The following is a 23962-nucleotide window of genomic DNA, read 5'->3' on the forward strand; positions in this document are numbered from 1 at the left end:
CGGCGGCCTATAAAAACTGCATTACCGGACGCTCTATCAACTGCTCCAAAGGCACGACAGTATATCCTGTCTGCAAGGCCTCAAACAAAATATCAAGCTCTTCTTGCCAGTAAGCCATCATGTCTTTCCGGGATGGAGGCAGGTCATGGAGCATGATAACATCTCCTGGATGAAGGTTACTCAGGATTTTTCCGGCAAGGTTGTTGATATTTCGGTTTCCCCGGTCATAGGCCCGACAGCTGAAATTCACTGTCACAAGACCTATCTCTGCCAGCACCTTTTTAAGGCGAGACCCGGTGATCCCAACAGGTGGCCGGAAAACAAGCGGTTTCACCCCGAAGTTTTTTAATATTTCCTGGGTGCTGTAGATATCATAGCACAATCTTTTATGGCTGCGTAACATGAGAAAACTGTCGTGGTTTCTGGAATGGTTGCCTAAGGTATGGCCCTTATCAAGAATACTCTGGATTAAATCAGGGTATTGAACTGCTTTTTCACCCACCACAAAAAAGGTCGCCTGCAGGTTGTGACGTTCCAACAGATCAAGCAGAACGGGTGTAGACTCCGGAGATGGTCCATCGTCAAAGGTTACAGCCACTTTCCGGCTTTCATTTTTCCCACGGCTGATGACAGGGAGAAAAAAACTCAATCCCGGGAAAAATGGAGCCCCAAGGCAGAGAATAAGGAACACAACCAGTGGCAAAATTGCCAGGGCTGGACTAACAAAAAAAAGAAGAAAAGCAAGAAGCAGAGCAACTGCGCCAACTTTCTCACCCAGAGAAAAAGACGTTTTATAACTATTCTTTACCACTGATCGTCCCTTTCTCTGCCCGGCCAACCAACCACACCAACTCCGGATTCGCAGTCGATACCTCGTTTACGATGATTTCAAAACCCGCCTCTTGAATAAATCCTGCTATTGTTTCAATAGATCGGTACCATACAGAGCCCCCGGCAAGTTTTATCCGACCATCCTCAAGACGCCAGGACCATGATGGCCTGCCAGCCGGTAAAATAACAAACCGCATCACGAGAAGTCCTCGATTTCCAAGGGCCCGGTAACTTCGTTTCAACACGGTCGATACCGTCTCGTCATCGAGGTAGTGGAGCATATCCAGCAGCAAAACGATATCAGCCGGGCGGGAAACCGCGGGCATTTCAGGGGCCCAACCAACGGTGACATTACCTTGACTGCCGATGGCAAGAGAGGCTACCCTTACCCTTTCCGGGTTGGGGTCGATCCCATACACTTCGGCACCGGGATACCGCTCCAGACACCAACAGGCTGGAACTCCATAGCCGCACCCGATATCAATAATAGTTGTAACCTTGTCCGCTCCAACCAGCATCCGCGGTAGATCGTTAAACATCGGATCATACTGTAATTTAAAGCGGGAAAACATCCGTGGATAGGCCTCCAGGGTGCGAAAACGCTCCCGGATTCTGTGGGTACTGTTGCGTGTCGATAGCCGGTCGCTTCTCTTTTTTTCCCGGGCCACATAATTATTCAACAGAGGTGGAAGCAACAAAAACGTCCCCACAAGAGAATAGCCAATCCCAAGCAGGGAGGTAACACCAATACTTCTCAGCAGGGAATGTTCCGCAACAGCAAGCACTCCGAAACCGATCAGGGTAGAAGCTCCGGCCATAAATACAGCCACCCGAACCAGAACATAGGAAGGATGGTTGATATCACGGTAGCGCTGATGGGCACGTACACAAAAAATTGAATAATCAACCCCCATCCCGAGGATGACAACCGACAGCATAAGGGCAGGTATATCGAGGGGATGGCCAAGAAGTTTCAGGGTTCCCAGGGTACAAATATAGGCAAAAAATGGCGGCAGCAAAGTGAGCAGAGTCAGTTGCAGATTCAGATAGAAGAAAAAGGTGAGCACAACCACGCTGACAGCAATGATCACCAGCATGGTCGTGAAGGTCGAAAAGAGGATATCGGCAAGTCTTTTGGTAAAAAACTTGGCATCAAAGATCTTATTATCCTGGTCATACCGATCGAAAAATGCTGGCCCATCATAATTTTTCCCGGGTTGAACGGTGACAAACTGGATGAGACCGGCCTCCTCCCTTTTTTCTGAAATGCCAAGCAGGCTATAGTATTTTGTATCAATGGGCTGGGGTTCCAAAGCTATTGTCTGTTCCAGCAGAGACAGAAATGGTCTGAAGGCCTCAGAGGCGAAACCGAGTTCAGTTCCCGCAGTACTCAATGCTTCTGTGACCTGCGCCCTTCTCTCATCAGACCAGAAGCCATACCAGGCAGCCCTGTTCTGCTCCGCCCTTTCCCTGCCAGGAAAGATCATCGACGGAACAAATGCCGCTGCCAGAACCTTATCTTCAAGATCCTGTTCGATTTTTTCCAGGAGCTGGTCATTGTTTGCCTGAACACTTTCGATGACATCCGACGAGTTCATCAAAATGACCCTTTCGTCGATATTTCCCCAGACTCTGGTGAACAGTTCATCCGCCGCAAGAGTTGCCTCAGTCACCGTGTTCATACTGCTCAGACTTACCTCAAATTGAGGTTTGGCAAAAAACAGCAGGACAGCCACCAGAAGAGCCGCAGCGCAGGCACCAGGTTTCCCTGTTTTATAGAGACTATTGACAAGACCACGCAGCGGCAGGGCACGACTGCTGGCCGGGGGCATCACCGGGAATATTTTGGGGAAAATTGAATGGACAAACAGAAAGGAAAAGAAAATTCCAAGGGCGGTAAATTGACCGAGTTCTGCAAAAATCAAAAAACCGCTGGAGCTCAGAATTAAAAAGGCGCCAATTGAGGTAACAACAGCCATAAGACCAATTGCATAGACCTCACGGGCAGCGTCCCTTCCCCTGGTCTGATGACTGCGATCAAGAAAAAGCAGGTAGGCAATACCATGGTCGACAGTGATGGATATTATCGCCCCGCCAAACCCGAGCACCATAATCGAGATGGATGAATGGAAAAGAGAATAGCTGAAAAGAGCCGCACCCGTACCGGCTAGAGCCGGAACCAGGGATAACAGTCCGATCAACGGCCTGGGAAAGGCAAAAAGCAGAAGTAAGCCAATACCCACGGTCGCCAGCAAAAGCGCGAGCTGGACATCATGACGGATGATATTCTCGTTATCAAGAGCCGCCCGATAGGCTCCAACCGGAGTAAATACCACATGGTATCCCTGCTGGGCATATTTTTGTCTGAGTTCTGTGGAGTTCTTGGAAAGAAGTTCGTCGATTTTGCGGGCGGAGGCGGTATCAGTGCCCGTTGAGAGAGGTCTGGCAACCAGCAGCAGGTGTTTATTGTCCGCAGAAAGGAGATGCCCCTGATAAAATCTGGAGTTCAAGGAAGGGGCCAGTGGAGCCATCTTGGCAAGAACCAGATCTTTCAGACCCAGGGGGTCGAGATCAATAAAGCCAGCCTGCCCAATACCTTCCATACTGCTCAAGTCCTGATACAGGTGCAGCAGCCGTTTATGAACCTGCTCCTTTTCCAGAAGCGGTGCAACCTTTTGTTCTAACTCTTTTTGGGAAAAGAGTATGGGAAGGTTGCCTGCAGTGTGCAGAGCCAGTTGCGGAATCAGCTCCCCAACCGCATCTGTACCAACTTGGGCGAACAAACCGCTCGCAGTCATGTTTTTTTCAAACAGAGAAGCGATTTCAACCAGAGTATCTGCATCGCCGCCATCGACCATGATATCAACAGCAATTTGGTCATGGACAGGATGATGTTCAAAAATATCAAGACCATCGGCGATGACCTTTTCTCCAGAGGGCAGGGATCGAACTACATCTGTGTCAATTTCAAGACGCCACAAACCCAGTGCAGCCAAAACAAAAACCAGCAGTGAAACGCCTATGAGGATACGGGAATTGATCATGACTCTTTTAGCACACCTTGAAAATTATAAAAGTAAGAAGAGCCAGTGCAACGGCCAAAGAAACCGGGAGTAGAATCATTTTATTATTCTGATAGAATTCGTTTGCCTTCTGGATAAATGGTAGCCCGCCAAACAGTCTTCTTGCTCGGTCGATGACCACCGTCTGGTTATCCGAACCTGCCAACCCCTGAAAGGCACACATGGGAAAAAGTGCGTAAAACTCCATGCCATGACGCCGTAACAACTCATCATAGGGAATTCCGCTCCATTGCTGTTGAACAATATGGCTCGCGAAAGGCGCATTCAAGGCATATGCATGGGCCAGACAGCGATAGGTAATTCGGGCCAGTTTCGCCTGTTGAGCCTTCCTGCTCCCATCTGTAATGCAACCAAGAAACAGACCATTCCATGTACCGACAGAGTCCAGCGAACTGCAGGCTACTCGTAAAGCATGATCATCAAAACGTCGAAAAAAAACGTCGTCTTCAAAAATGAGGATATGCCTGGCATTGTCCTCAAGACCCTTCTTCAAGCAACTCATGTGGGAGTTAAAAATACCCTCCTCCCGATTGGTGGAATGCTTTGTGACAATAACAAACTCAACGCGTGGCAGTACACCAACCCGTGCAAACTGAATCCTGGCCTGCTCCGTTCTGTCTGGTCGAGAGTCCAGAGAAATACAGTAGATCTTGTCAAAAAAGGCCCAGCTATCAATCTGTCTGAATTCTGGTGGATTCACGTTGCCGGTTTTGTTCACTGTTGATTACGTTACGTATGTGGTATATCTTATTGCTCAAAAGAGATCCACGCATCATGGGTGCTTTGAATAATTCCATATTGTATTTAAGGTGTCCGCAGGGCAACTGGACAGTGAAACCGTTTAGCTATTGCATTATGACTCGATTAATCAGGCAGAGTATATTCAAAATAAGTGATCTGGACTTTGTCCGCACTGCCATACTGGAGCAGGCTGATCTCTCCGCCTTCAAACAAAAACCTACTCCGCAGGTTCTCACCGGTATCTTTGCCATCAGCTTTAGTTTTGTTCTGGGATGGCCGGCAATTGCAGCTTTGGGCATTCTCTCCGTCAAACTACAGAACCCCTGGCTTGTCGCAGTTGGAGGGCCTCTCACCTACGGGCTGTCACATCTTGTTTTTCTTCTTGGTATGTATCTTTCCGGGGCGAAATACTCGGTCATCTTCCTCCGCTGGCTGACCAAAATTTCCATGGAAAGGTTGCTTGCCTGGGCAGATCGATAACTTGCTGACGGGTACCAAGATTACCTTCCCAGTGCGCCACTGACATCTCGCATACGCAGCCCGGCAACCGTCTCGTAAACCGTTCCAGTATCGTCGAAAATCACAAGGTCAAAGACCAGTTCATCCTCAGTTTTATGCACCAGCCTTACTTTTGTCCGGTAATCGCAACCTGGTCGGGTTGGTGTCACGATCACTCTTCTGTCAAAACCGACAGGAAAAGGCACGAAATCAACCGTCTGCTGTCCCAGAACACAGGCGGCATGAAAAGCGCCATCAAGAGGAAATGGTGAACCAATAATTTCCTGGACGGGGTCACTGGTCACATCAGGGGCTCTGAGCTCGCCCCAGGCCTCAACTCCCAACAGGTAAAGGTTTTTTTTGAGCGACTGGTAGTACGGACCAAAGGGGACCAGCTCTCTATACAGATCGTCCACCTTGATTTCCGTCATCGCCTCCTCGGGCTGTGTCAAATCCATCTTCAGCGGCTTATGGCTGTGGCTTTTGACCGGGAAAAAAACAATAGAGCCATGTTCTTTAATTCTACTCATCGCCTTAAATTGTATACGGCTGAGCAGTTGTATCTCCAGACTCCCATCACTTCTCATCTCGCAATCAATAAGCCCGTCCATTGCGGAAATACCCTCAGGGATCTCCAGAAACTTTACAAAACGGACATTCTCCATCACCCTGATATCAAGTTCTCCATAACTCTCTGCAACTCTTGCGGCAAGCAAAAGCATGGTTTCCACAGCGGGCAGGACAGTTTTTCCCGCAAAACAGTGATCAGAAAACCAGGGTTTGACAGGAATTGTAAGAGGAAGACGCCCTTCACTCATGAACGGGGAAACCCTTGCCAGAGGTTGATGGTTTTTTGATCAATTTCAACAGGGATACTCTTACCATTGACCGCACAATGCCTTGTGAAACCGGTACAGCAGGTTTCACCGTTATCGGCTCTGGTGATCAGATAATCAAACTGCAGCTTCACCATCTCAAGCTTAGCTGGACGGGTGTAGATATACATCAGATCATCATAGAAAAGCGGGGAGTAATAGTTGAGCTCTGTTTTGATAATAGGGTAAATATAACCGCTTTCCTCGATCTTCTTGTAGGGATAGTCTGCCGCCCGCATCAATTCAGCCCGGCCAAATTCAAAATATTTCAAATAATTGGCATGATAGACAACTTGAGAACGATCTGTATCAACATAAAGAGTCCGCAACTCACTGCGATGCCAGATCAGGCCGCTATTGGCATCTCTTATATAGTTGGGCTTATCCAGGAATTCGGGAATAAAGGGTTTTGGGCGCATTATAATCCTCGAAAGACAATGCAGCAATTCGTGCCACCAAAACCAAAAGAATTGGAAAGAACAAATTCATGTGCATGTTTACGTACTATATTGGGGACCACATCCAGGTCACTGAATGCCGGGTCCGGAATATGATTGACAGTGGGCAGGACGATTCCCTGTCCCATAGCCTCGATCGCAAGAGCTGCTTCTATGGCAGCAGAAGCACCAAGGGAATGGCCGACCTGGGATTTGTTCGATGAAACTGGAATATTTGATACATTTTTACCAAAAACAGCACGAAGACAATCGACCTCCGTACCATCCCCCGTTGGGGTTGAGGTGCCGTGCGCATTCACTGCTCCAATATCGACAGGGGAAATTTCGGCATCGTCTATCGCCTCGTGTATCGCCTTGATTATGGTCGTACTGTTTGGTCGTGTAAAATGCAGGGCATCTGAGTTCCAGCCGATACCGGCGACTTCAGCCTTTGGCGTCAGCCCAAGGGATTGGGCCACCTCTTCGGCTGCCAGCACCAGGACACTCGCCCCCTCTGAGAGAACAAAACCTCTGCGATCAAGACTAAAAGGCCGGGATGCCTGGCTGGGATCTTCGGCGGCACGATCATTGGCACTGACCTTGATGGTTGCCTGCATGTTAGAAAATCCCTGAATTATCTCGGGGACAAGACAGGTCTCAACACCACCGGCAAGAACAAAATCGCAGTCACCATCCCGAATCATTCTCGCTCCAATGGCGATAGCATGGTTGCCGGAGGCACAAGCTCCCTGTGGAGAAAAAATAGGTCCGGTAAAGCCCATGAGCATTCCGGCCTTACCTGCAGGCAGATTGGCACACACATTTGGCAGCAGATATGGGCTGACTTTCAAAGGACCTTTATTTACATAGTTGTCCATTGCTATCCGGTAAGAGTCAGTACCGTTCAAAGCTGAACCAATGAGACATCCGGTTCTGGCGCCGATCTCTTCATTTATCTCAAGCCCGGCATGGAGCAGTGCTCTTCGGCAGACCTCCATGGTCAAAAAAACATAATCCGCATTCCAAAGAGATGCCTCTTTCCGATTCACATAGGGAAACTGGCTTGGGTCCCAGTCCGGTATCTCGCCCACAATATTACTGCGGCTTTTCGATTCGCAACGGGTGAGCCGGCGAAAACCGGCTCGTCCTGCCACAGCTCCCTGCCATGTTTTGGCAAAGGTGTTGCCAAGAGCTGTAGCGGCGTCGTAACCGACGACCATGACCTTTCTATTAAGTGGAGCCTTCATATTAATTTCATGTTGTGTTTAGGGTAACTCAAACTCGATCCATTGACGTGTTATGGATTGAAGAAGTCGAGCCAGCCGTTTGAGCTTTCCTGATCGTGTGAATTGGGCTTGTTACTGATTCGTTATACTTTTTTGAATACTGCACAGGCGTTACAGCCGCCAAAGCCAAAGGAATTTTTTAAAACAAACTCTTGCTCAAGAGACCTCTTACCTTCGCTGACACAGTCTAAATCAATTTCCGGGTCAGCCGTATAATTAATAGTGGGTGGTAGAATACTTTCTTCCATGCCTTTGAGAGCAAAGATAGATTCAATGACACTGGACGCGCCCATAGCATGACCAATAATGGATTTATTGGCACACACAGGTGGCAGGCCCTTGCCAAATATTGCCTGCATCGCCTCATATTCAACCTTGTCGCCAACCTTGGTTGAGGCCGCGTGGGCATTTATTGCCGCAATATCTTTTGGCGCAAGCGAGGCATCGGCAATTGCGTCCTGCATACATTTTTTCACAGTATCGAAATAGGGAGCAACAAAATGATGGGCATCTGAAGTCATGCCCCAGCCGGCCAATTCGGTTTTATAGCTCAGCCCATGGGCCTCGGCAAACTCCCTGGTCGTAAGAATTACTGCGCCTGCACCTTCTGAAATGACAAAACCACGCCGATCCAGAGAAAAGGGTTTGCTGGCGGCTGACGGCGGATCGTTTTCCCGTCCTTTTTGAGGGCTATAGACCCCGTTCATTGTGTAAAAGCCTGCGACAATTGGTTCAACCAAGGCAAAATCCACCGCCCCGCAGATGGCCACATCGGCACGGTTCTGGGCCAGAAACATGGCCCCGATAATCATGGAGGTCAGACCTGTGGCGCAGGCGGCAATGGTCGAGGTGATCGGGCCGCGTGCCCCGGTCAGAATGGCTATTTTACCACCGACCATATTGATACAGGAATTGGGATTAACATAGGGCAAAGGGAGCTTGTTCTCCGCCTGCAGCCGTCTGTCAGCACTGAGAACGGCGTCCAGTCCGCCGATGGCTGAGCTGTAGGTGACAGCTGTCCGAAGAGCGATGTCCGGTGATAACTCTATCCCACTTTGTTTGATCGCTCTTGCCACCGAGAGCATGGAATATTTAAAGACCGGGGATGTCCAGGCTGCCTGGTGTCTGGCAGACAGAAAAGGATAGTCCTCTTCATCAATATCTGGAACCTGCCCGGCAATATGGACAGGGAAGTTAGCCGGTAACTCAAAGCGGTTCAGCTCACCTATGCCACTTCTGCCGACAAGAGCCTGTTGCCACTGCTTCCCCAGATCACTGCCCAGAGGAGAAATAGCATCATAGCCGACGATGACCGGATCTTTTCCTCCCATATTTCACTTACCAGGGGATGAATTGATAGAGCTTGGCAAACATTTCATAGACCTCGATCCAGTTCTGAAGATCCTTGGTCGTTTTAATATGAGCCCGTTTATTGACCATTACCCAGCTCATATGGGCTGCGCCGTCCTTGCAGGTACTGCAATCGCGGGTTTCAGAGGTGCAACAGCGGTGCATGGTATGTAAATCTGAGGACCAGCGAATAAAGTTGGTCAACCGTCTGGGTCGGGGCTCTCTATTGTCAATGGGCTCGGTAACGGAGGGGCATTCCATCCAGCCGAAAGGTCGGTCCAGCATTTTCCCGGTGGTGATGATCTCATGATAATATTTGCAGGAAATAACCGTTTCCGGATACTTATCCAGCATATCATCCATTTCAGCGCGAATGGCGACCAGTTCGTCCGGCTGCCATGAAAACCCATCGACATCCTCATCATTGGAGAGGAGCTGCATTTGCACCTTCAGGCCGACATCTTGAATCTTACGAACAATCTTTTCGGTTTTCCCGAGCTGCTTGGGGGTGATGGTATACAGATAGTAGGCGTGGGGATCGCCCTGGTAGTTGGCACTGGAGATTTTAAAGGTGTCTTTACCACGCAAAATTGTTTCATCTTCAGCATCACCCCAGAGAGAAATACCGACCATCATATCCGGAAAGCGATCCCTGGGGACTTTGATCAAACCATTGGTGGCGCAGAAGGTGGGTAACCTTTTGTAAAAGGCCTCAACCCGGTCAAGACAGAGCGTTGGTTCGCCGCCAATCAGGATAGCCAGATTCACCCCGCGGTCCATCTCTTTTTCCACAAAAGAATGCCATTTATCTACGTCCTTTTCTTCGGAAGCAACTTCATGTTCCCCAGAGGAAAAAAAGAAACAGCCCTTGCAGCGCAGGTTGCAGCGGTCTGTCACATCATAGATGGAACTGCGGATGTTGAGCTTGGAAATTTTTTTATAACGCTCATACCAATGGTCATCAAGCAGGGAGCTTACTGTTATCATAATTCTACTACCCCTGAAAAAGGGAAAATAAGCCAGGAATTCTTATAGATAATCCTTGTGGGATATATAAATACCTTGGCGGAAAATTTAACGTATTGCTGTTGTTCGTGAATGCCATTTTCTTGTTTTTATGACAAGCGACAATGCTTTGACACTAATCATTTGGAGGCGGATTGACAAAAGCAGGACAGAGATTCTGTCCCTTCTCATAGCCTCTGACCCAGACGGCAAGATACGTGTCTGCGTAATCGAGCCAGGCAGAAAAGGTCACAGGATCGGTCGCGTGTCGATACATCCTGGCCGTGACCACCGCACTGCCTGCAGCATAATGCCTGCAGTCACTGCAATCGGTGTCCGGCACACAACAGGCGGCATCTCGATTCCATTGTAAATCCGTACGATATTGCCGGAACGATCTGCCAAGTCCAATATCCGTAGAGGGATTCATGCGGGGATAGGTGCATGAAAACAGATCATGCAACCCCTTTTCGTTGGTATGGGCAACGATGTTATAGGGTGAAAAGAGAACTGTTTGTGGATAATCCGCCAACAGTTCACGCATCATCATCCGCGTTTTCGCAAGTGACTGGGGAGTGTGGCGAAGAGAGCCATCGTAGCCAACAGGTGCGGAAAACATGTTAAAGGTAATTTTATGACCATGAGCTGCAAGAATTTCGGTTACTTCCCTGGCTTCATCAATGTTAAATGGAGTAAAGGTGTAAACAAAAACGGCCCTGGCATCACCCTGATAATTAGCCATCTGCCGGGTCAGCATATTCGGAGCTTTTCGAATTGCCTGGCTGGTCTGATCGTTACCCCAGACCGAGATATGAATTCGATAATCTATCTCTTTGGGAATGGGTTTAAGACCGTTTGTAGCTATCGCTCCCAGCGGAATCACCTCATAACAGGCGGCGCACAGTTGAGGTACAAGAGAGGGTTCAGCCCCTGCAAGCACGACAAAAGTTATTCCCCGTTCTTTTTCAGAAAGAAACAGCTGTCTCCAGTCGCTTTCACTGTTATTTTCCTCGGCGAACTGCTTTTCGCCCACAAAATAATAACATCCATCACAACGGATATTACATCGGTTGCTCATATCATAGGTGGATTCCCGCAGAAAAAAATACCGACGAACCTTTTCCCAGCGTTCGTTGATTATCGGATCGGCAATGATATCGGAGAATTTATATTTTTGCTGGGCAGCCATCTATTCGTTACTGTTTCGTTTATTATCGATATACTGGGCAATGATACGAACAGTAGTCAGCTTGGGGTAATCGTCTTCGTCGATCTGTATTTCGTATTCATCTCTTAAAAACAGGGCAACTGTTGCCATGTCCATGGAGTCGATCCCCACCTCATTCACCAGGTCCAGGTCCGCATCAAAGGTCTCGGCGGTGACATCTTCAAGTTTAAGCTCATTGATGATGATTTCGGCGATTCGAGTAATTGTTTGATTAATGTCGTTGCTCATGAATGTGTTCTTTTACGTTTTTTGTTTCGTTTAAGGTGAAAAACATCCAGCCGGAACAAACGTCTTGATCGCCGCTGGTAATTGTGAATATATATTGATCTTTTTTATTGCCTGGGGTGACATGTATATCGAGTACTTCTCCAGGCCTGACTATTTTTCTGAATTTGACTCGGGCCAAAGACGTAAGACACAGCTCCCCTTCGCAGGAATTGGATATGAGATCGACAACCATCTTCAACTGGGCAATTCCGGGCAAAATGGGGTTATCAGGAAAGTGCCCAGAAAACCAATAAGAATTACTATCAGTTGCCACGGAAGCAACCATTTTACCTTCTTTCATTTTTTTTTCAACTAATCTCAATGCATCAACAGGCAGGTCCATCACCCAACGGCAAATCCCAGGTAAGACTGAAGCCCGCCTCCAATCTACAGGTATCACCAAGTCCATTTCATAAAAATGACAAAGAAAAGTTTATACCACCTGAACTTCCAATACACAACAGGGAAACCATAAGAGCGTCGCCCCTGCGACACAGACAGGCTGTCCTCTTGTGTTTTCTCAGCCAGATCACCAGAGTTACTCAGACTTACTGGCAACAGACATCTTCTGGCTCCTCGCAGATTATTCTGAAAGTAATGGTTAAAGCTGCATACGTTTCTGCAACAATATCGTTATGAGGTTTTTGCTGCTGCATTTCGCCAGCAGGTGGGGTCCGAGGCAAGATAATCGCCTGTAAGCTGGTATGCAGCCCCTCTACACCCATAGCATTCTGCCGCTTTCTCACAACTTTGGCATTCCCCCTTGATTGTCTCTTTGTAATTCTTCAGATTCTGGACAACTTCGCTGTTTTTTAAAATAGAAGCCAGACTATTGTTGCGAATATTATCAAGAGCAATGGTCACCCCTACGCAGGGCATAACATCACCTGTAGCTGTCACCACACAGGACACCTGATGGCGCATGCACTTGTTGCCGACCAAGGGCGGTTGAGGCTCCCATGTCCTACCAAACTTTTCCTGATCAATTGCTGAAAGCCTTGCAAATAATGTCTTTAATTCAGCTGGTGACACATTAAGCCAGCTGTTTTCAACAGCGTGGGCCTGGGGGGTGAGAACCTCAAAAAACGGCTCTATATTTTCCGCTCGAAGCCACTCCCAGATGGCGGGTAATTCTTTGATATTCTGCTGGCAGATAACCGTGCTGACAGCCAGAAACAAATCCTTTGAAGGATAACCAGCCTCTTTTAAGGCTGCAAACGCGCGGTTGATGATAGCGAATGCACCCTTTTTCCCGGCAAGCTGATCTTGAATACCTTCATCCAAAGAGTTTAATTTTAAAGCAACCCGCACCCTCTCCCTGGCGAGTATAGCGGCCAATGCTGCATCAATACCTGAACCATTGGTGAACATCTCCACTTCCAGACCCTCATTACCGAGAAAAGTCAACATCTCCACAAGGTGCGGATAGATAGAGGGTTCTCCGCCCAGGATGATAATTTTTCGTGCGCCAAGGGCTTTCGCCTGGAGGATGACATCCTTGATTTCTTCTCTAGAGAGTTCCCGTGCCCCTGCTGTCTTTTCATCGACATAGCAATAGGAGCAGTGAAAGTTGCAGATACGGCTGAATTCGACTTCCATGGAAAGCAATCTGTCCGCAGCCACAGCCTCACGGATTTCCTGCTCGGTAAATTCAAGATTATATATCTGCATTATTGTTAATATTCCTCAAGATCATGAAATTTGTTCATCTTCTCCCAGCGCTGCATCTCTTTTTGGTAACGTCCCTGCCAACCATATTTTTTCATAATCCGTCTGTAGCGAATTTTTAAGAACGGTTTAAAGATAAACCGCCATATGGATATCCATGCCCAGCCCTGACTTCTGACCTGGGCAGGAGGATTCCACCAGCCCAGAACGACTTGACGCTGATACCAGAACTGGTATTGGAGTTGCTCGGAATCTAAATACCTGGTCCGAACGTTCGCCCACAGGCCGTTATATCTTTTATAATCCAAGGCATTGGTTACCAAACCCTGTTCCAGAAGTTGCTCACGCATCCCGGTTTTCGGGTACGGCGTCAACACCTGACAGTAGGCGGCATCTGCCTGGAGCTGGTTAAAGAATTCATAATTTTCCCGAATTGCGGCTTCATCATCTTCAGGAAAACCAAAAATTAGCCCGCCGATAACCATCATGTTGTGTTTATGGCAATTATCCACGGCCTGTTTGGCAAAAGAGCCGGTATCCCCTTTATCGGCCATATTCAGACTCTTTTTCGATATATTCTCGATACCTAAGAAAACAGAACAAAAACCTGCCTCGGCCATTTTGGCAACCATCACCTCGTTTTTAGCCATGGACAGACAATCCGCCTGAACAATGAGACGAAGGCCTTTGTAATTCCGGGCAATGATCGCATCACACAGCTCTATGACCCTGTCGGGTTTGAGGACCATATTGTCATCGGTGATAAAGATATATCTGGTTTTTTTGTTATAATAAATATCGTCGATATCCTCGAGAACCCGGCTGATGGGGAAGGTCCTGAAGGTTCGGCCATACATATGTCGCATGGAACAGAAATTACAGGTTCGGGTGCAGCCGCGGGAAGTCTCAATGAGTTCAATTTTCGAATGAAACAGATGATAGCCCCATGTCAGTCTCCGCTTATCCCGCAGCGGTAATTTCAGAGTGCTGAGATCAAGGTTCTCTCCAGGCCCATTGTGAATAAAGACCCCATCCACTTTGTACGACAGGGACGCAATGTCAGCCAGCCTGTCACGGCCCGCCAATGCATTGACCAGACGACGACAGGCCTCTTCACCTTCTCCCCTGATCAAAAAGTCGATCCACCGGGCCTCTTTAGATGCGGCCGTCTCCTGAGACATCAACGTGGCATGATAGCCGCCGACAACTATTTTAACTCCCGGCTGGAGGGTTTTAATGAGGTGGGCAATCTTGACACAGGTATCAAACTGCCAGGCCATGGAGGAAAGACCTATGAGATCAGGTTGTATTTTTCCAATGATCCTGGTCAGATATTTTTTAATCGAACGGCGCTTGCGCACAAGATCAACAAGAAAGACATCGTGTTCTTCATCGATATTTCCGCCAATGCTTGCAATGCCGTGGTTGGGCAGATGAACCGCTGCTTCGTGAACAAGCACAGGTACCACATCGGGCATAGATATCAACAGAACTTTCATCTTTATTTTTCACCTAAAGCCGCCCTCACCCGCAGTTCAAGGTCGGCGATGGTTGGAGGGTGATTATGGTAATCCGGTACTATACAATCAGCAATTGTAACGCTGATTTCATTTTTAACCCTGGTGTTAAAGAAAAACTTGCCTGGAGTAAAAAGTTTATCGGTGTTGCAAATTTTCAGGACATAGATGGGTCTCTTGTGCATCCGGGCGATTTTAAATGCTCCTTTGTTTAATTTGCCGATCTTTCCATCCCGGCTTCTGGTGCCTTCCGGGAATATAAAGAGATTACCCCCGGACTTGAGATAAACCCCCATGGTATCCATCTGCTTTATCATCATAGCGGCAAATTGTCCTTCACTGGAGGCGGGCAGATAGCCAGATTTTCTAATGATCAGACCAAAAACAGGCATCTTAAAAAAGCGCGATTTAACAATAGTCTTCTGCTGTCTAAAAAGGGCTATGAGCAGCAGAGGATCAAGATAGGAGAGATGATTGCAGACGATGACAGAAGACCTGATCTCTGCAATTTTTTCATCAATCACCATCCGCTGCCGAGGTGCTGTCACCCTGACAATACAAAAGAATATTGCATAGAAGTAACTGTTCAACCGCTGAAAATACAGCTCGGTTTTTTTCCTGAATAGTGCAGCGGCCAGATAAAACCAGGAAAAGAACAGCAGAAAACCAAAAATAAACCAGATCCAGCAGACAAGAGTGACAAGGCAATCAATACACTCAGCGCTAAGACGCCGAAGAGAAAAAGAATTGTTACTGGACTGCATCTCGGCCATTTTTTATAATCAGACAGGTGTTTACCCCGCCAAAGGCAAAATTCTGGATGGCGGCTATTTTGGTCTCTGTTTCCGTCAGTCCCGGAGTATGCCTGAGCATATCGCAACGTTTATCAACATTATCGAGATTGAGGGTGGGAGCGATAAAACCCTGCTCCATCATGTACAGGGACAAAATGGTCTCTATCACCCCGCAGGTTCCCATGGTGTGTCCCATATAGCTTTTCAGCCCGGTTACAAGCGGCCCCTTACCATATACTGCAGCAATGGCCTGGGACTCGATGACATCCCCCATTTTTGTGGCGGTGGCATGGGCACTGACAAAATCAACATCAGCCGGATTCATCTCTGCATCAGCCAGGGCAAGGCGCAGGGTTGCCGTAATCCCATCAAGGTTTGGCAGGATCAGATCACCACCATTATTGTTACAGGCAAAGCCGAGAACTTCTCCCAGAATCTCCGCCCCCCTCTTTTTAGCAGATTCATATTCCTCAAGCAGGACAGCTCCACCGCCCTCACCCACCACCAGACCATCCCTATTGGCATCAAAAGGCCGGGGAGTACACTCTGGCGTTGTATTATAATTCACAGAACAGGCAAGGAGGTTGTCAAAGACCGCGACGGTGGTTGTATCATACTCATCCGCCCCGCCGCAGATCATGGCATCCTGCATGCCGTATTTAATCGATTCATATCCATAGCCGATGGACTGGCTGCTGGTGGTACAGGCGGTGGATGAAGCGATAATTCGTCCGGTGATTCCAAACATGCGGCTGATGTTCACCGCCGTTGTGTGAACCATGGAGCGCAGATAATCCACCGCACCGATGGAAGAAAATTTTGAATCAAGATCACTGAAAAATGTCTTGTAGATCTCTCGCTGAACCGTTGGGCTGCCATGGGTTGAGCCAAAGGCCACACCAAGGCGACCGGAGGTGATAAACTCCTCACTCAGACCAGATCGTTCCAGAACATCTTTCGCCACCTGGCAGGCATAATAGGCAACGGGTCCCATGGTTTTACGATATTGCCGTTTAAAGTCGTAATTAATGGGGTAATCCACCGTCCCAAAAACACGGGAATGTATGTGCTTTGACAAGAGCCCGTCATCGCGCAATACCCCCACCCCGGACTTGCCTTTTTTAAGGCTTTCTATGATATCGTTTTTGTCGTAGCCGATGGGAGTGATGGCCGAACAGGCAGTGATAACAACGCGTCGTTTCATGAAGTAAATCCTGCCAGGCTACTTGGTTCGAGATTGTTGAATTGCTTCCACATAGTCAAGAATATCATTGATCGTTCTGATCCCCATAGCTTTTTCCTTTTCTTCTCTGGTAAAGGAAAATCCGAGAATCAGTTCAATTTTACCCAGCAACTCAATGGCATCAATGCTGTCAAAACCATGATCATCCCGAAGGTTATCCTCAAGGCCCGGCTCTTCAAATTCAAAATCGTCAACAAGAATTGCTAATATTTTATCTTTAAATTCGTCTCTAGTCATATCGGTTATATTGGCCCAAAAAGATCCTAAGAAAAATGTTATATTTTACGATTGAACGCCGATACTACACAGTTTTACTCTAATTTCAAAAGGAATAATTGAAGCGGTGCCACTCCCCTTCCCGCAAGAAGGCCTGAGGCTGTCGCAGGGTGAAATACCTCAAAACTCCTTCGACCAGACATCGTTCATCATAGGATGAATTGATCCAATAGCAAGCAACATGAAGGTGTTAAGAATTTTGTGGGAATATAAACTGATCAAAATGATACCACTCAAAAGGATGCTGTTGCAGTGACTGTTCCAGAAGATCGGCATATTGCTGGGCGGCGTCTGCGATCACATTTTCTCTATCCCTGCGAGACGCGGACGGGATAGAGATAGGGTCTGACAAGGTGAAACGATAGCTGTTTTTACCGGTACGAAAGGCAAAAAATACCAGGAGCGGCGCACCTGAAACCAGAGAGAAAATAAACGGCGACTCGGGCAGGTACGCGTCATGCCCCAAAAACCTGACACGAACCCTGCGTTGATCACTACGCCAGACAATATCACCCGCCATGGAGACAAGGCCACCTTTTTGCAAAAATCGGATACCTTCTATGGCCGTAAACGGAGAATTGTTTTGCTGGTCTGCACCGATTATGGTTACTCCGGAGTTGCGCAGATCATTTTTTTGCATCCGCTCCACTCCCTCCTTTTCCTTTACTCCCATGTACAGCAGAAGCTCAAGATCCTCTCGCTGCTGCTTTAACAGGGTCGCAGCCATTTCCCAGTTACCAAGATGAGACATGAGAAGAATCGCTCCCTCCCGGCCAATAACTGTTTCCAGATTTTCCCATCCCTCGGAGACAAAGGTCGCCGATTTTGCTTGCCCTGCCAGGAACCGGTCAAAATGAATCGTGGTGAAATTTTGATATTGTTTAAAAGTACACCAGAGATGATACAGTGCCCCCCGCTCGGGATACAGTGCACCATAGAAACTTCGACTTATGGGAACACGCCTGGAAAAGATAAAATATCCCGCTGCAATAATCCGGGAGACGAGGACAAAGAACCAGGAACCACAGAGGCCGGAAATTCGGTTCAACAGCTTGTACCAAAAACCGTTCATAAGCCAAAAATCCTGAAGATCCGTGCAAAAATCAACCTGCTAAAGCAGACCGAATTCCGCCAGAAATCGAGCCAGGGTCGAAAATGACTCACCCGTTCTCCCCTTGCCTGATAGATGACCGACACCGGAGCTTCCCTTGTTGTAATACCCTGCTGTCTGGCTTTAACCAATATTTCCACTTCAAACTGGTAGCGCCTGGCTTTCACTCCAAGATTCAATACTTCTGGTAGTGGATACATTCTGAACCCGGATTGCGAATCATCAACCAGCGGTCCACCGGCTGCCCATACCCAGAAGTTCGAAAATTTGCGGCCGAATCTACTGGTCCAGGGTACGTTGACTGCACCATCCATTCCCTGCCGTTTGCCAATGACGATACAACGTTTTCCATCGTTTACTGCCCGGAGCAGGTTCCCCACATCCACAGGATTATGCTGACCGTCCCCATCAATTGTGATTGCCCAGTCACATTGTTTTTTCGCAGCTGCAGCAAAGCCTGTGAGAATGGCAGCACCCTTGCCCTGGTTCACGGAGTGACGCAGACAGGTAATTCCATCCACCGTCTCAAGCACCTGGCCGGTGGAATCCGTTGAGCCATCATCAACCACAAAAACAGGATACCCAAGCGAAAGAGATCTGCAAATAACATCTCTGACCTGCTCGCCATGGTTATAAACCGGTATTATAATAGCGGGTCTCATCTGTAATCCTGAAGGTTACCGTTTTCGTTTGTGGTGGAACAGTAGGCCATCGACCATGTCCCCGGCCCCATGTGAACACCTGAGGTAAGCGACAGCGGGCTAAGGAGGATTTCCGCCTGGGACAGTAGCGATTTGACCTTCTCCAAGACGACTCCTGACACCCATTCCTTATTATCAGAGTATTGCAGCATAATAACCGGCGCGTCCTCCGAACCAAAGCGTTCAGCCAGTTTTTCCAGGGCAAAGGCGAGCTGTCCCTTTCTACTGTGCACAACACCAACTTTTCGCACCCCAGCTTCGGTTGGACTGATAACCGGCTTCATGGACAATAAGTCCCCGAAAAAACCACTTGCCCTGGAGACCCGGCCCCCGGCAACCAGATACTTCAGCTCATCTATGAAGACCAGCTCAATACAGTCAGCAATTGCTTTTTTGGCAAAAGCGACCACCTCTTCAGGGTTTGTCGTATTTTTTGCACTTCTGGCGGTGAGTAGAGAAATGAGACCCAGTCGGCCTGAAGCAGCTCCGGTATCGATTACCATCAACAAATTATCCGGATCATTGTCTTTCTTCCAGGCCATGACGGTCTCAAAGTTACCGGTAAAGGCCGAGCCGACAACGAGATACAAGGAACGGCCGAACTGCTGGCAAATACTCTCATAGTGCTGGTGTCTCTCAAAGGTTGCGGCCTGGGCTGTGGTTATTTTTGTCCCCTGGCGCATCAAGTCGTAGAGTTGTGCCGCGTCGTGGAGACTCTCGGGCCTTGAGGTGTCACCGACAATGATATAGCTGTCGAGCAGGGTGATACCATTCTTCTGGGCCGTTTCCCTTGTGATAGAGCCGGCAGCATCGGTTACGATATGCAGAGCGGCCGCTTCCCCTGATGTTAAAGCGCGCAGTTGCGTCCCCTGGTCGATTTCTTCGGCGGACCAATGGAGGATATCACCAAACATTCCCAGTTGTCCCCGTAACAGTGTTGGATCCGGGGTATGCATGTGTACCTTGAGCCTGGCCTCATCTTCCACGACCACCACACTCTCTCCCAGTTCAGCAATACTGGATTTCAAAGAAGCATGCTCCTCATCCGGCTCAATGATCAGGTCAACACAATAGCAGTCAGTAGTCTGGGGGTAAAAAGAGCTGTTGATGGTAAGATTTCCAGCAAAAAGATTCAAAATAGATTCAGGTTTACCTTTTTGACCGGTAAGATGCCTGAAGAAACCCTCAAAATAGACATACATGGCCAGGGCTCCGGAATCCACAACCCCAGCCTCCTCAAGCTCTGGAAGGAGCCGGGTTGTATTCTGAACGGCTTCCTGAAGTTGAAGACACAGAGGGCTATAGATGGCATCTAACTCAACCCGGGACTGTAGCTCCTGAGCGAGACTGTCAAACACGGTGAGCATCGTCCCCTCCCGGGGGCTGGCGATCGCCTGCCTGGCCTTCTCATTTCCAGATGCAGCCTTTTCTGCAAGCTCAGAATAACTGTTGACCTGACAAAATTCCTGAAAAAAAGCCGCCGCAATATTACCGGAATTTCCAGTGGCTGACCGGGCCAGCAGGTCTATGCTCGCCTTGCTCTCCCTGCCACTGTCACGAAGCGGTGCCAGGCTGATGCGCAGGTTCGTTCCCGTATCGCTATCGGCTACGGGAAAAACATTAATCTGGTCAAGAAGATCGGACCAGGCAGAAAGACAGGCATACCCTGCTGCAAAACTCAGCCTCAAATCAGTCATCTTTTCAAAAGCCTGGTGATGGCAAGTCGGTCATATTTACCATTACTTTTCATGGGAATCTGGTCCACTATCTTTATGCACCGAGGCAGGGCATATGGCTCCAGTGTTTCAGCCAGATTTTTTCTGATGAGCTCCACATCAACATTGTCGCCCTGAAGCAAAACGCCAATCAGATTTTCGCGGCCACCAGTCTCCGGCAGGGCCATTACCATGCAATCAGTAACCCCTGATATATTTTTAACAAGCAGTCGAATTTCTTCAAGATCCACTCGTTTTCCACCCACCTTGGTTACGGTATCAGCCCGGCCCTTTAAAGAAAATTCATTCGTTCCAAGGGTCTCCACCCTGTCGCTGGCCCTGAAATATCCATTTTCGTCAAGGGGGAGGTCCGTTGAGATGTACGCCGAACGTACCGCCAAACGCCCCTCTATAATTTTCCAGTCAATGGTCGGAAAGGGGGTGAAACCTTCTTCTCCCTGCCCCCTGTTTCTGGTGGCAATACCACCGGTTTCGGTGGAACCGTACACCTCCACAATACCCTTTCTATTTCTCCTGCAAAAGGCCTCATTATCAGCTTTATCTAACATACCGGCAGATGAGAAGGCGAGGCGCAGAGACCTATGTAGCTCTGCCTCCCCCAGAACTCGGTAATGGGCTGGAACACTTGCCAGGATGGTAATCTGGTTTTCTTTGGCGAGCCGGGCAATTTCACTGGGAAAGGATGGCGTCTCATCAATCACAGTCGCAGAAGAGACAAGAGGCAGCACAACAGAAAAAAGAAGGCCATAAATATGATAAGCGGGGATCGTGGCCATAATACAGTCTTTTTCAGTCACAGAATAACGTCTTGCATGGAAAAAACCTTCACTGAAAATATTTTCCCTTGTTTTCGTCCAAACTTGTGGCGTACCAGTGGACCCACCGGTGAAGATTTTCAGCAGTTCAGTGCTGGGAGCGGATTGATGAATCGGCAGCTCTGCAGCAGTCCCGGTAGCCTCTGGACAGATTACCTGTACCCCTTTAGGAAAATCTCTCTTCGTATCAGAAATAGCGGTTGTAAAACCGGCGGATTGCTGCATCCTAGCCAGAGCCTGCGCTGAAAAAGCATAGGGTAAAAGAAGACTTGGCCCCCCGGCAAGCGAGGCTAAAAGAGCTGCAGCGATGATCGCCTTATTATCCGTTGCAAGACAGACCGCTGCACCCCGGTGCTCTGACCCTGCCAGCTGGGCTCGCAGGGAGGCTGCCATGGAATACACCACGGCAAAGCTTACTCCAGTAGCAGCACGAACAAATTCTTTGTCCGGATGCTCAGGCCCTTTCAGGAGGTTGTCTATGGCCTTATGTATATCTATGGCAAAATCAGCGCTCATCTTCCCTGGTTACCGTCCTGCCAAAAGATTGGCCGCTCAACTCCCTGTCACGGGGCTTAAAGGTGTTGTCCGCCATTTCTTTTTTTACGACCTGTTGAAACAATTTGGCCATTTTTATCGACTGGGGTTCGTCCTGATAGAAGGTATTCCAGGCGTAGTCGAGCAGTTCCTGAAGTTTTCCCGGGCTCATATTCTTAGGCTGATAGACAACCTGATCCGCTGAGAAATCATCCCAGTTTTTGGATAGAATCCGGTTCTGTTTATTCAGCTCATCGTAGGCCCTGGTGTGAGGAAATGGAGTCAGCACTGTAAATTCGGCAAGATCGAGTTCTATTTCAAGCAAAAAGTCAATAAGACGCTTGATATCATCTTCCGTGTGACTGTCCAGGCCAAGAAGAATGGTACCTTCCACCCCGATACCATAGTCGTGATAGCGTTTAATCCGCTCTTTAATATAATCCGAGGTGTCAAAAACCGCCTGATAGACATACCAGGCCCCTGCCTGGGCTGCCAGATCAAGGACCTCCGGCTTATCTTCTATTGGATGTGAGCACCACTTTTTTTTCAGGGGAATCATCTCCCGAAACAGGTCCATCTCCCACTTTGTGTCCTGGGCCAGGGAGTTGTCGACAATAAAGAGCCTGTTATTATCGATACCGGCAATCTCGGCTACAGCCTTGTCGATCGGCCGAGGTCGAAACACTCTGCCCCCGAGATACGATACGGCACAGGGATAACAGTTAAAACGACAGCCGCGCGAGGCATGCACCAGATCGACCATCTGCACGCCTTTATAATTGTAGAGTTTACGGTCAAGGATATCCCGTCTTGCTGGACCAACAAGTGCAATATCCGGCCTGTCGTTGATAAAATCATAACAGTGCTGCAGGCGACCCTTTCGAAAATCGTCCAGAACCTGTTCCATCCGTCCTTCCGCCTCACCAAGAAAAACGGCGTCTGCATGTTCCATGGTTTCCTCGGCGTGGAGCATGGAAGCAATCCCACCGAAGATAACGTTAATACCTTTTTCCCGATATCTGTCGGCAATCTCCCAGCCTCTCTTGACCTGAACGGTCAGCATCATGGAGATACCGACAAAGTCCACCGCCTCGTCAAAATCTATCTCCTGCAGATTCTCGTCGACAAAATCAATATCGACATAATCGGGCAGGGTCGCGGCAAAGACCACCGGTCCATGGGGAGGGAGGTGAAACTCTGTCTGGCGGTCCAGCTTGGCCCATTTGGGGTATATCAGTTTAAATTTCATTTAATATTATCAGCGGTTATCAAGGTCATTTTCAGGGTATAGCCGGTCTGGCCGTAGGTTTTCAGCTCAAGGTAATCTGGTATCAGGCTGGGTCCTTTTTTCTTACAGGATTGCCCGATAATAGAACGATTCATTTTCAGCTCGGGAGTATAGCTTTTTATCTGCCAGCAGCCATCCACATCCGGCAGTACATCAACGATCCCAACCCCTTCGTCAATGTACCGACACACAGGCATTGTACCGACACGCCCTGCCTTCATGCTGCCTGCGGGCGGCTCAAAGATAGCTCGCAGATCCTCTCGCAGACCTGCAGCAAAGTTTGCACTGTCAAAGGGCGGGATGGCTCGCTTAACATCCATGCCCCCATTGGGGTGAAAATTCGCTTCAAACAGGGTCAGTCCTTCCACCGTTACCAGGGCGCAAAAAATATCCTTTCCATCAAGACTGGTCACTCCTATAACGGGAGTACCGGTTTTACTGCCCATGACAAAATCAATGGCGTGACTAAACTGCCATTTTCCTTGAGGGAAAACAGTCGCGCAGTTTTCTTCAAACGGTCCATCTGTGCCTGCGGTCAGTTCAGGCAGGGGGGAATAGGGCCCTGTTGTGCAGGAGACAAGGCAAAACAGAAAGGCGGATAGATAGAGAAACTGCTTCATTTGTGTCAATCTTTTAAAACCTTCTGCTTTGTGAGAGATGATAAAAAGCTCTCTCTTT

The 23962-nt window shown here is 48.5% G+C and carries 23 protein-coding genes; 1 reads left to right on the plus strand and 22 read right to left on the minus strand.

Annotated elements, in window-relative coordinates; genetic code table 11:
* Nucleotides 1–7: 7 nt before the first annotated feature.
* Genes FCL48_RS06140 through FCL48_RS06150 form a run of 3 tightly spaced genes read right to left on the minus strand, consistent with a single transcriptional unit; the run spans nucleotide 8 to nucleotide 4632 of the window.
* Nucleotides 8–811 (minus strand): polysaccharide deacetylase family protein, encoded by an 804-nt coding sequence (locus FCL48_RS06140; RefSeq protein ID WP_136871373.1) that lies wholly within the window; start codon nucleotides 809–811, stop codon nucleotides 8–10.
* Nucleotides 798–3875 carry an MMPL family transporter gene (locus FCL48_RS06145; protein ID WP_136871374.1) on the minus strand — a complete coding sequence of 1026 codons (3078 nt, stop codon included), beginning with the start codon at nucleotides 3873–3875 and terminating at the stop codon, nucleotides 798–800. Before FCL48_RS06145 ends, FCL48_RS06140 begins: the two co-directional genes overlap by 14 nt.
* Nucleotides 3876–3882: 7 nt before the next feature.
* Nucleotides 3883–4632, minus strand: coding sequence for a glycosyltransferase family 25 protein (locus FCL48_RS06150; protein ID WP_136871375.1), 750 nt, complete (start codon nucleotides 4630–4632; stop codon nucleotides 3883–3885).
* Between the two features lie 137 nt (nucleotides 4633–4769).
* On the opposite strand from FCL48_RS06150, the gene FCL48_RS06155 reads away from it, so the two are divergent.
* Nucleotides 4770–5135 carry a hypothetical protein gene (locus FCL48_RS06155; RefSeq protein WP_136871376.1) on the plus strand — a complete coding sequence of 122 codons (366 nt, stop codon included), beginning with the start codon at nucleotides 4770–4772 and terminating at the stop codon, nucleotides 5133–5135.
* 20 nt (nucleotides 5136–5155) lie between these two features.
* Here FCL48_RS06155 and FCL48_RS06160 read toward each other — a convergent pair whose 3' ends face one another.
* The 19 genes from FCL48_RS06160 to FCL48_RS06250 form a co-directional block, all read right to left on the minus strand.
* On the minus strand, nucleotides 5156–5971 hold the full coding sequence (locus FCL48_RS06160) for a polyketide synthase dehydratase domain-containing protein (protein WP_136871377.1): 816 nt from the start codon (nucleotides 5969–5971) through the stop codon (nucleotides 5156–5158).
* The gene (locus tag FCL48_RS06165) at nucleotides 5968–6447 is read right to left on the minus strand and encodes a thioesterase family protein (RefSeq protein ID WP_136871378.1); all 480 of its coding nucleotides are present in this window, start codon (nucleotides 6445–6447) and stop codon (nucleotides 5968–5970) included. Before FCL48_RS06165 ends, FCL48_RS06160 begins: the two co-directional genes overlap by 4 nt.
* Entirely contained in the window at nucleotides 6447–7712 is a 1266-nt protein-coding gene (locus tag FCL48_RS06170) for a beta-ketoacyl synthase (protein ID WP_136871379.1), read from the minus strand. Before FCL48_RS06170 ends, FCL48_RS06165 begins: the two co-directional genes overlap by 1 nt.
* A 122-nt stretch (nucleotides 7713–7834) precedes the next feature.
* Nucleotides 7835–9082, minus strand: coding sequence for a beta-ketoacyl synthase (locus tag FCL48_RS06175; protein ID WP_136871380.1), 1248 nt, complete (start codon nucleotides 9080–9082; stop codon nucleotides 7835–7837).
* 7 nt (nucleotides 9083–9089) lie between these two features.
* Entirely contained in the window at nucleotides 9090–10088 is a 999-nt protein-coding gene (locus tag FCL48_RS06180; RefSeq protein WP_136871381.1) for a radical SAM protein, read from the minus strand.
* Between the two features lie 154 nt (nucleotides 10089–10242).
* Nucleotides 10243–11295, minus strand: a complete 1053-nt coding sequence (locus FCL48_RS06185) for a radical SAM protein (protein ID WP_136871382.1) — start codon at nucleotides 11293–11295, stop codon at nucleotides 10243–10245.
* Complete coding sequence (locus FCL48_RS06190) at nucleotides 11296–11562, minus strand: acyl carrier protein (RefSeq protein ID WP_136871383.1); 267 nt, start codon at nucleotides 11560–11562, stop codon at nucleotides 11296–11298.
* Nucleotides 11546–11944 carry a 3-hydroxyacyl-ACP dehydratase FabZ family protein gene (locus FCL48_RS06195; RefSeq protein ID WP_169309107.1) on the minus strand — a complete coding sequence of 133 codons (399 nt, stop codon included), beginning with the start codon at nucleotides 11942–11944 and terminating at the stop codon, nucleotides 11546–11548. The genes FCL48_RS06190 and FCL48_RS06195 overlap by 17 nt, the downstream gene beginning before the upstream one ends.
* 290 nt (nucleotides 11945–12234) lie before the next feature.
* Nucleotides 12235–13272: a radical SAM/SPASM domain-containing protein gene (locus FCL48_RS06200; RefSeq protein WP_136871385.1), complete on the minus strand. Its 1038-nt coding sequence runs from the start codon at nucleotides 13270–13272 to the stop codon at nucleotides 12235–12237.
* A gap of 5 nt (nucleotides 13273–13277) precedes the next feature.
* The gene (locus tag FCL48_RS06205) at nucleotides 13278–14768 is read right to left on the minus strand and encodes a B12-binding domain-containing radical SAM protein (protein WP_136871386.1); all 1491 of its coding nucleotides are present in this window, start codon (nucleotides 14766–14768) and stop codon (nucleotides 13278–13280) included.
* Between the two features lie 2 nt (nucleotides 14769–14770).
* Entirely contained in the window at nucleotides 14771–15559 is a 789-nt protein-coding gene (locus tag FCL48_RS06210; RefSeq protein ID WP_136871387.1) for a 1-acyl-sn-glycerol-3-phosphate acyltransferase, read from the minus strand.
* Complete coding sequence (locus tag FCL48_RS06215) at nucleotides 15537–16784, minus strand: beta-ketoacyl synthase (protein ID WP_136871388.1); 1248 nt, start codon at nucleotides 16782–16784, stop codon at nucleotides 15537–15539. The genes FCL48_RS06210 and FCL48_RS06215 overlap by 23 nt, the downstream gene beginning before the upstream one ends.
* An 18-nt stretch (nucleotides 16785–16802) precedes the next feature.
* Nucleotides 16803–17060: an acyl carrier protein gene (locus FCL48_RS06220; protein WP_136871389.1), complete on the minus strand. Its 258-nt coding sequence runs from the start codon at nucleotides 17058–17060 to the stop codon at nucleotides 16803–16805.
* A 229-nt stretch (nucleotides 17061–17289) separates the two neighbouring features.
* Nucleotides 17290–18171, minus strand: a complete 882-nt coding sequence (locus FCL48_RS06225) for a lysophospholipid acyltransferase family protein (protein WP_136871390.1) — start codon at nucleotides 18169–18171, stop codon at nucleotides 17290–17292.
* Nucleotides 18168–18872, minus strand: coding sequence for a glycosyltransferase family 2 protein (locus tag FCL48_RS06230; protein ID WP_136871391.1), 705 nt, complete (start codon nucleotides 18870–18872; stop codon nucleotides 18168–18170). The genes FCL48_RS06225 and FCL48_RS06230 overlap by 4 nt, the downstream gene beginning before the upstream one ends.
* The gene (locus FCL48_RS06235) at nucleotides 18869–20608 is read right to left on the minus strand and encodes a DegV family protein (RefSeq protein WP_136871392.1); all 1740 of its coding nucleotides are present in this window, start codon (nucleotides 20606–20608) and stop codon (nucleotides 18869–18871) included. The genes FCL48_RS06230 and FCL48_RS06235 overlap by 4 nt, the downstream gene beginning before the upstream one ends.
* Nucleotides 20605–21978: an AMP-binding protein gene (locus tag FCL48_RS06240; protein ID WP_136871393.1), complete on the minus strand. Its 1374-nt coding sequence runs from the start codon at nucleotides 21976–21978 to the stop codon at nucleotides 20605–20607. The genes FCL48_RS06235 and FCL48_RS06240 overlap by 4 nt, the downstream gene beginning before the upstream one ends.
* Nucleotides 21968–23245 (minus strand): radical SAM protein, encoded by a 1278-nt coding sequence (locus FCL48_RS06245; RefSeq protein ID WP_136871394.1) that lies wholly within the window; start codon nucleotides 23243–23245, stop codon nucleotides 21968–21970. Before FCL48_RS06245 ends, FCL48_RS06240 begins: the two co-directional genes overlap by 11 nt.
* Nucleotides 23242–23904, minus strand: coding sequence for a hypothetical protein (locus FCL48_RS06250; RefSeq protein ID WP_136871395.1), 663 nt, complete (start codon nucleotides 23902–23904; stop codon nucleotides 23242–23244). The genes FCL48_RS06245 and FCL48_RS06250 overlap by 4 nt, the downstream gene beginning before the upstream one ends.
* Between the last annotated feature and the right edge of the window lie 58 nt (nucleotides 23905–23962).

It is taken from the genome of Desulforhopalus sp. IMCC35007 (assembly GCF_005116575.1).
GTDB lineage: Bacteria > Desulfobacterota > Desulfobulbia > Desulfobulbales > Desulfocapsaceae > Desulforhopalus_A.

What these genes read in the sequence shown, in the direction of transcription:
- FCL48_RS06145 (WP_136871374.1), bottom strand. Translation starts at nt 3,875, where the DNA reads ATGATCAATTCCCGTATCCTCATAGGCGTTTCACTGCTGGTTTTTGTT.
- FCL48_RS06155 (WP_136871376.1), top strand. Translation starts at nt 4,770, where the DNA reads ATGACTCGATTAATCAGGCAGAGTATATTCAAAATAAGTGATCTGGAC.
- FCL48_RS06160 (WP_136871377.1), bottom strand. Translation starts at nt 5,971, where the DNA reads ATGAGTGAAGGGCGTCTTCCTCTTACAATTCCTGTCAAACCCTGGTTT.
- FCL48_RS06165 (WP_136871378.1), bottom strand. Translation starts at nt 6,447, where the DNA reads ATGCGCCCAAAACCCTTTATTCCCGAATTCCTGGATAAGCCCAACTAT.
- FCL48_RS06170 (WP_136871379.1), bottom strand. Translation starts at nt 7,712, where the DNA reads ATGAAGGCTCCACTTAATAGAAAGGTCATGGTCGTCGGTTACGACGCC.
- FCL48_RS06175 (WP_136871380.1), bottom strand. Translation starts at nt 9,082, where the DNA reads ATGGGAGGAAAAGATCCGGTCATCGTCGGCTATGATGCTATTTCTCCT.
- FCL48_RS06180 (WP_136871381.1), bottom strand. Translation starts at nt 10,088, where the DNA reads ATGATAACAGTAAGCTCCCTGCTTGATGACCATTGGTATGAGCGTTAT.
- FCL48_RS06185 (WP_136871382.1), bottom strand. Translation starts at nt 11,295, where the DNA reads ATGGCTGCCCAGCAAAAATATAAATTCTCCGATATCATTGCCGATCCG.
- FCL48_RS06190 (WP_136871383.1), bottom strand. Translation starts at nt 11,562, where the DNA reads ATGAGCAACGACATTAATCAAACAATTACTCGAATCGCCGAAATCATC.
- FCL48_RS06195 (WP_169309107.1), bottom strand. Translation starts at nt 11,944, where the DNA reads ATGGACCTGCCTGTTGATGCATTGAGATTAGTTGAAAAAAAAATGAAA.
- FCL48_RS06200 (WP_136871385.1), bottom strand. Translation starts at nt 13,272, where the DNA reads ATGCAGATATATAATCTTGAATTTACCGAGCAGGAAATCCGTGAGGCT.
- FCL48_RS06205 (WP_136871386.1), bottom strand. Translation starts at nt 14,768, where the DNA reads ATGAAAGTTCTGTTGATATCTATGCCCGATGTGGTACCTGTGCTTGTT.
- FCL48_RS06210 (WP_136871387.1), bottom strand. Translation starts at nt 15,559, where the DNA reads ATGGCCGAGATGCAGTCCAGTAACAATTCTTTTTCTCTTCGGCGTCTT.
- FCL48_RS06215 (WP_136871388.1), bottom strand. Translation starts at nt 16,784, where the DNA reads ATGAAACGACGCGTTGTTATCACTGCCTGTTCGGCCATCACTCCCATC.
- FCL48_RS06220 (WP_136871389.1), bottom strand. Translation starts at nt 17,060, where the DNA reads ATGACTAGAGACGAATTTAAAGATAAAATATTAGCAATTCTTGTTGAC.
- FCL48_RS06225 (WP_136871390.1), bottom strand. Translation starts at nt 18,171, where the DNA reads ATGAACGGTTTTTGGTACAAGCTGTTGAACCGAATTTCCGGCCTCTGT.
- FCL48_RS06230 (WP_136871391.1), bottom strand. Translation starts at nt 18,872, where the DNA reads ATGAGACCCGCTATTATAATACCGGTTTATAACCATGGCGAGCAGGTC.
- FCL48_RS06235 (WP_136871392.1), bottom strand. Translation starts at nt 20,608, where the DNA reads ATGACTGATTTGAGGCTGAGTTTTGCAGCAGGGTATGCCTGTCTTTCT.
- FCL48_RS06240 (WP_136871393.1), bottom strand. Translation starts at nt 21,978, where the DNA reads ATGAGCGCTGATTTTGCCATAGATATACATAAGGCCATAGACAACCTC.
- FCL48_RS06245 (WP_136871394.1), bottom strand. Translation starts at nt 23,245, where the DNA reads ATGAAATTTAAACTGATATACCCCAAATGGGCCAAGCTGGACCGCCAG.
- FCL48_RS06250 (WP_136871395.1), bottom strand. Translation starts at nt 23,904, where the DNA reads ATGAAGCAGTTTCTCTATCTATCCGCCTTTCTGTTTTGCCTTGTCTCC.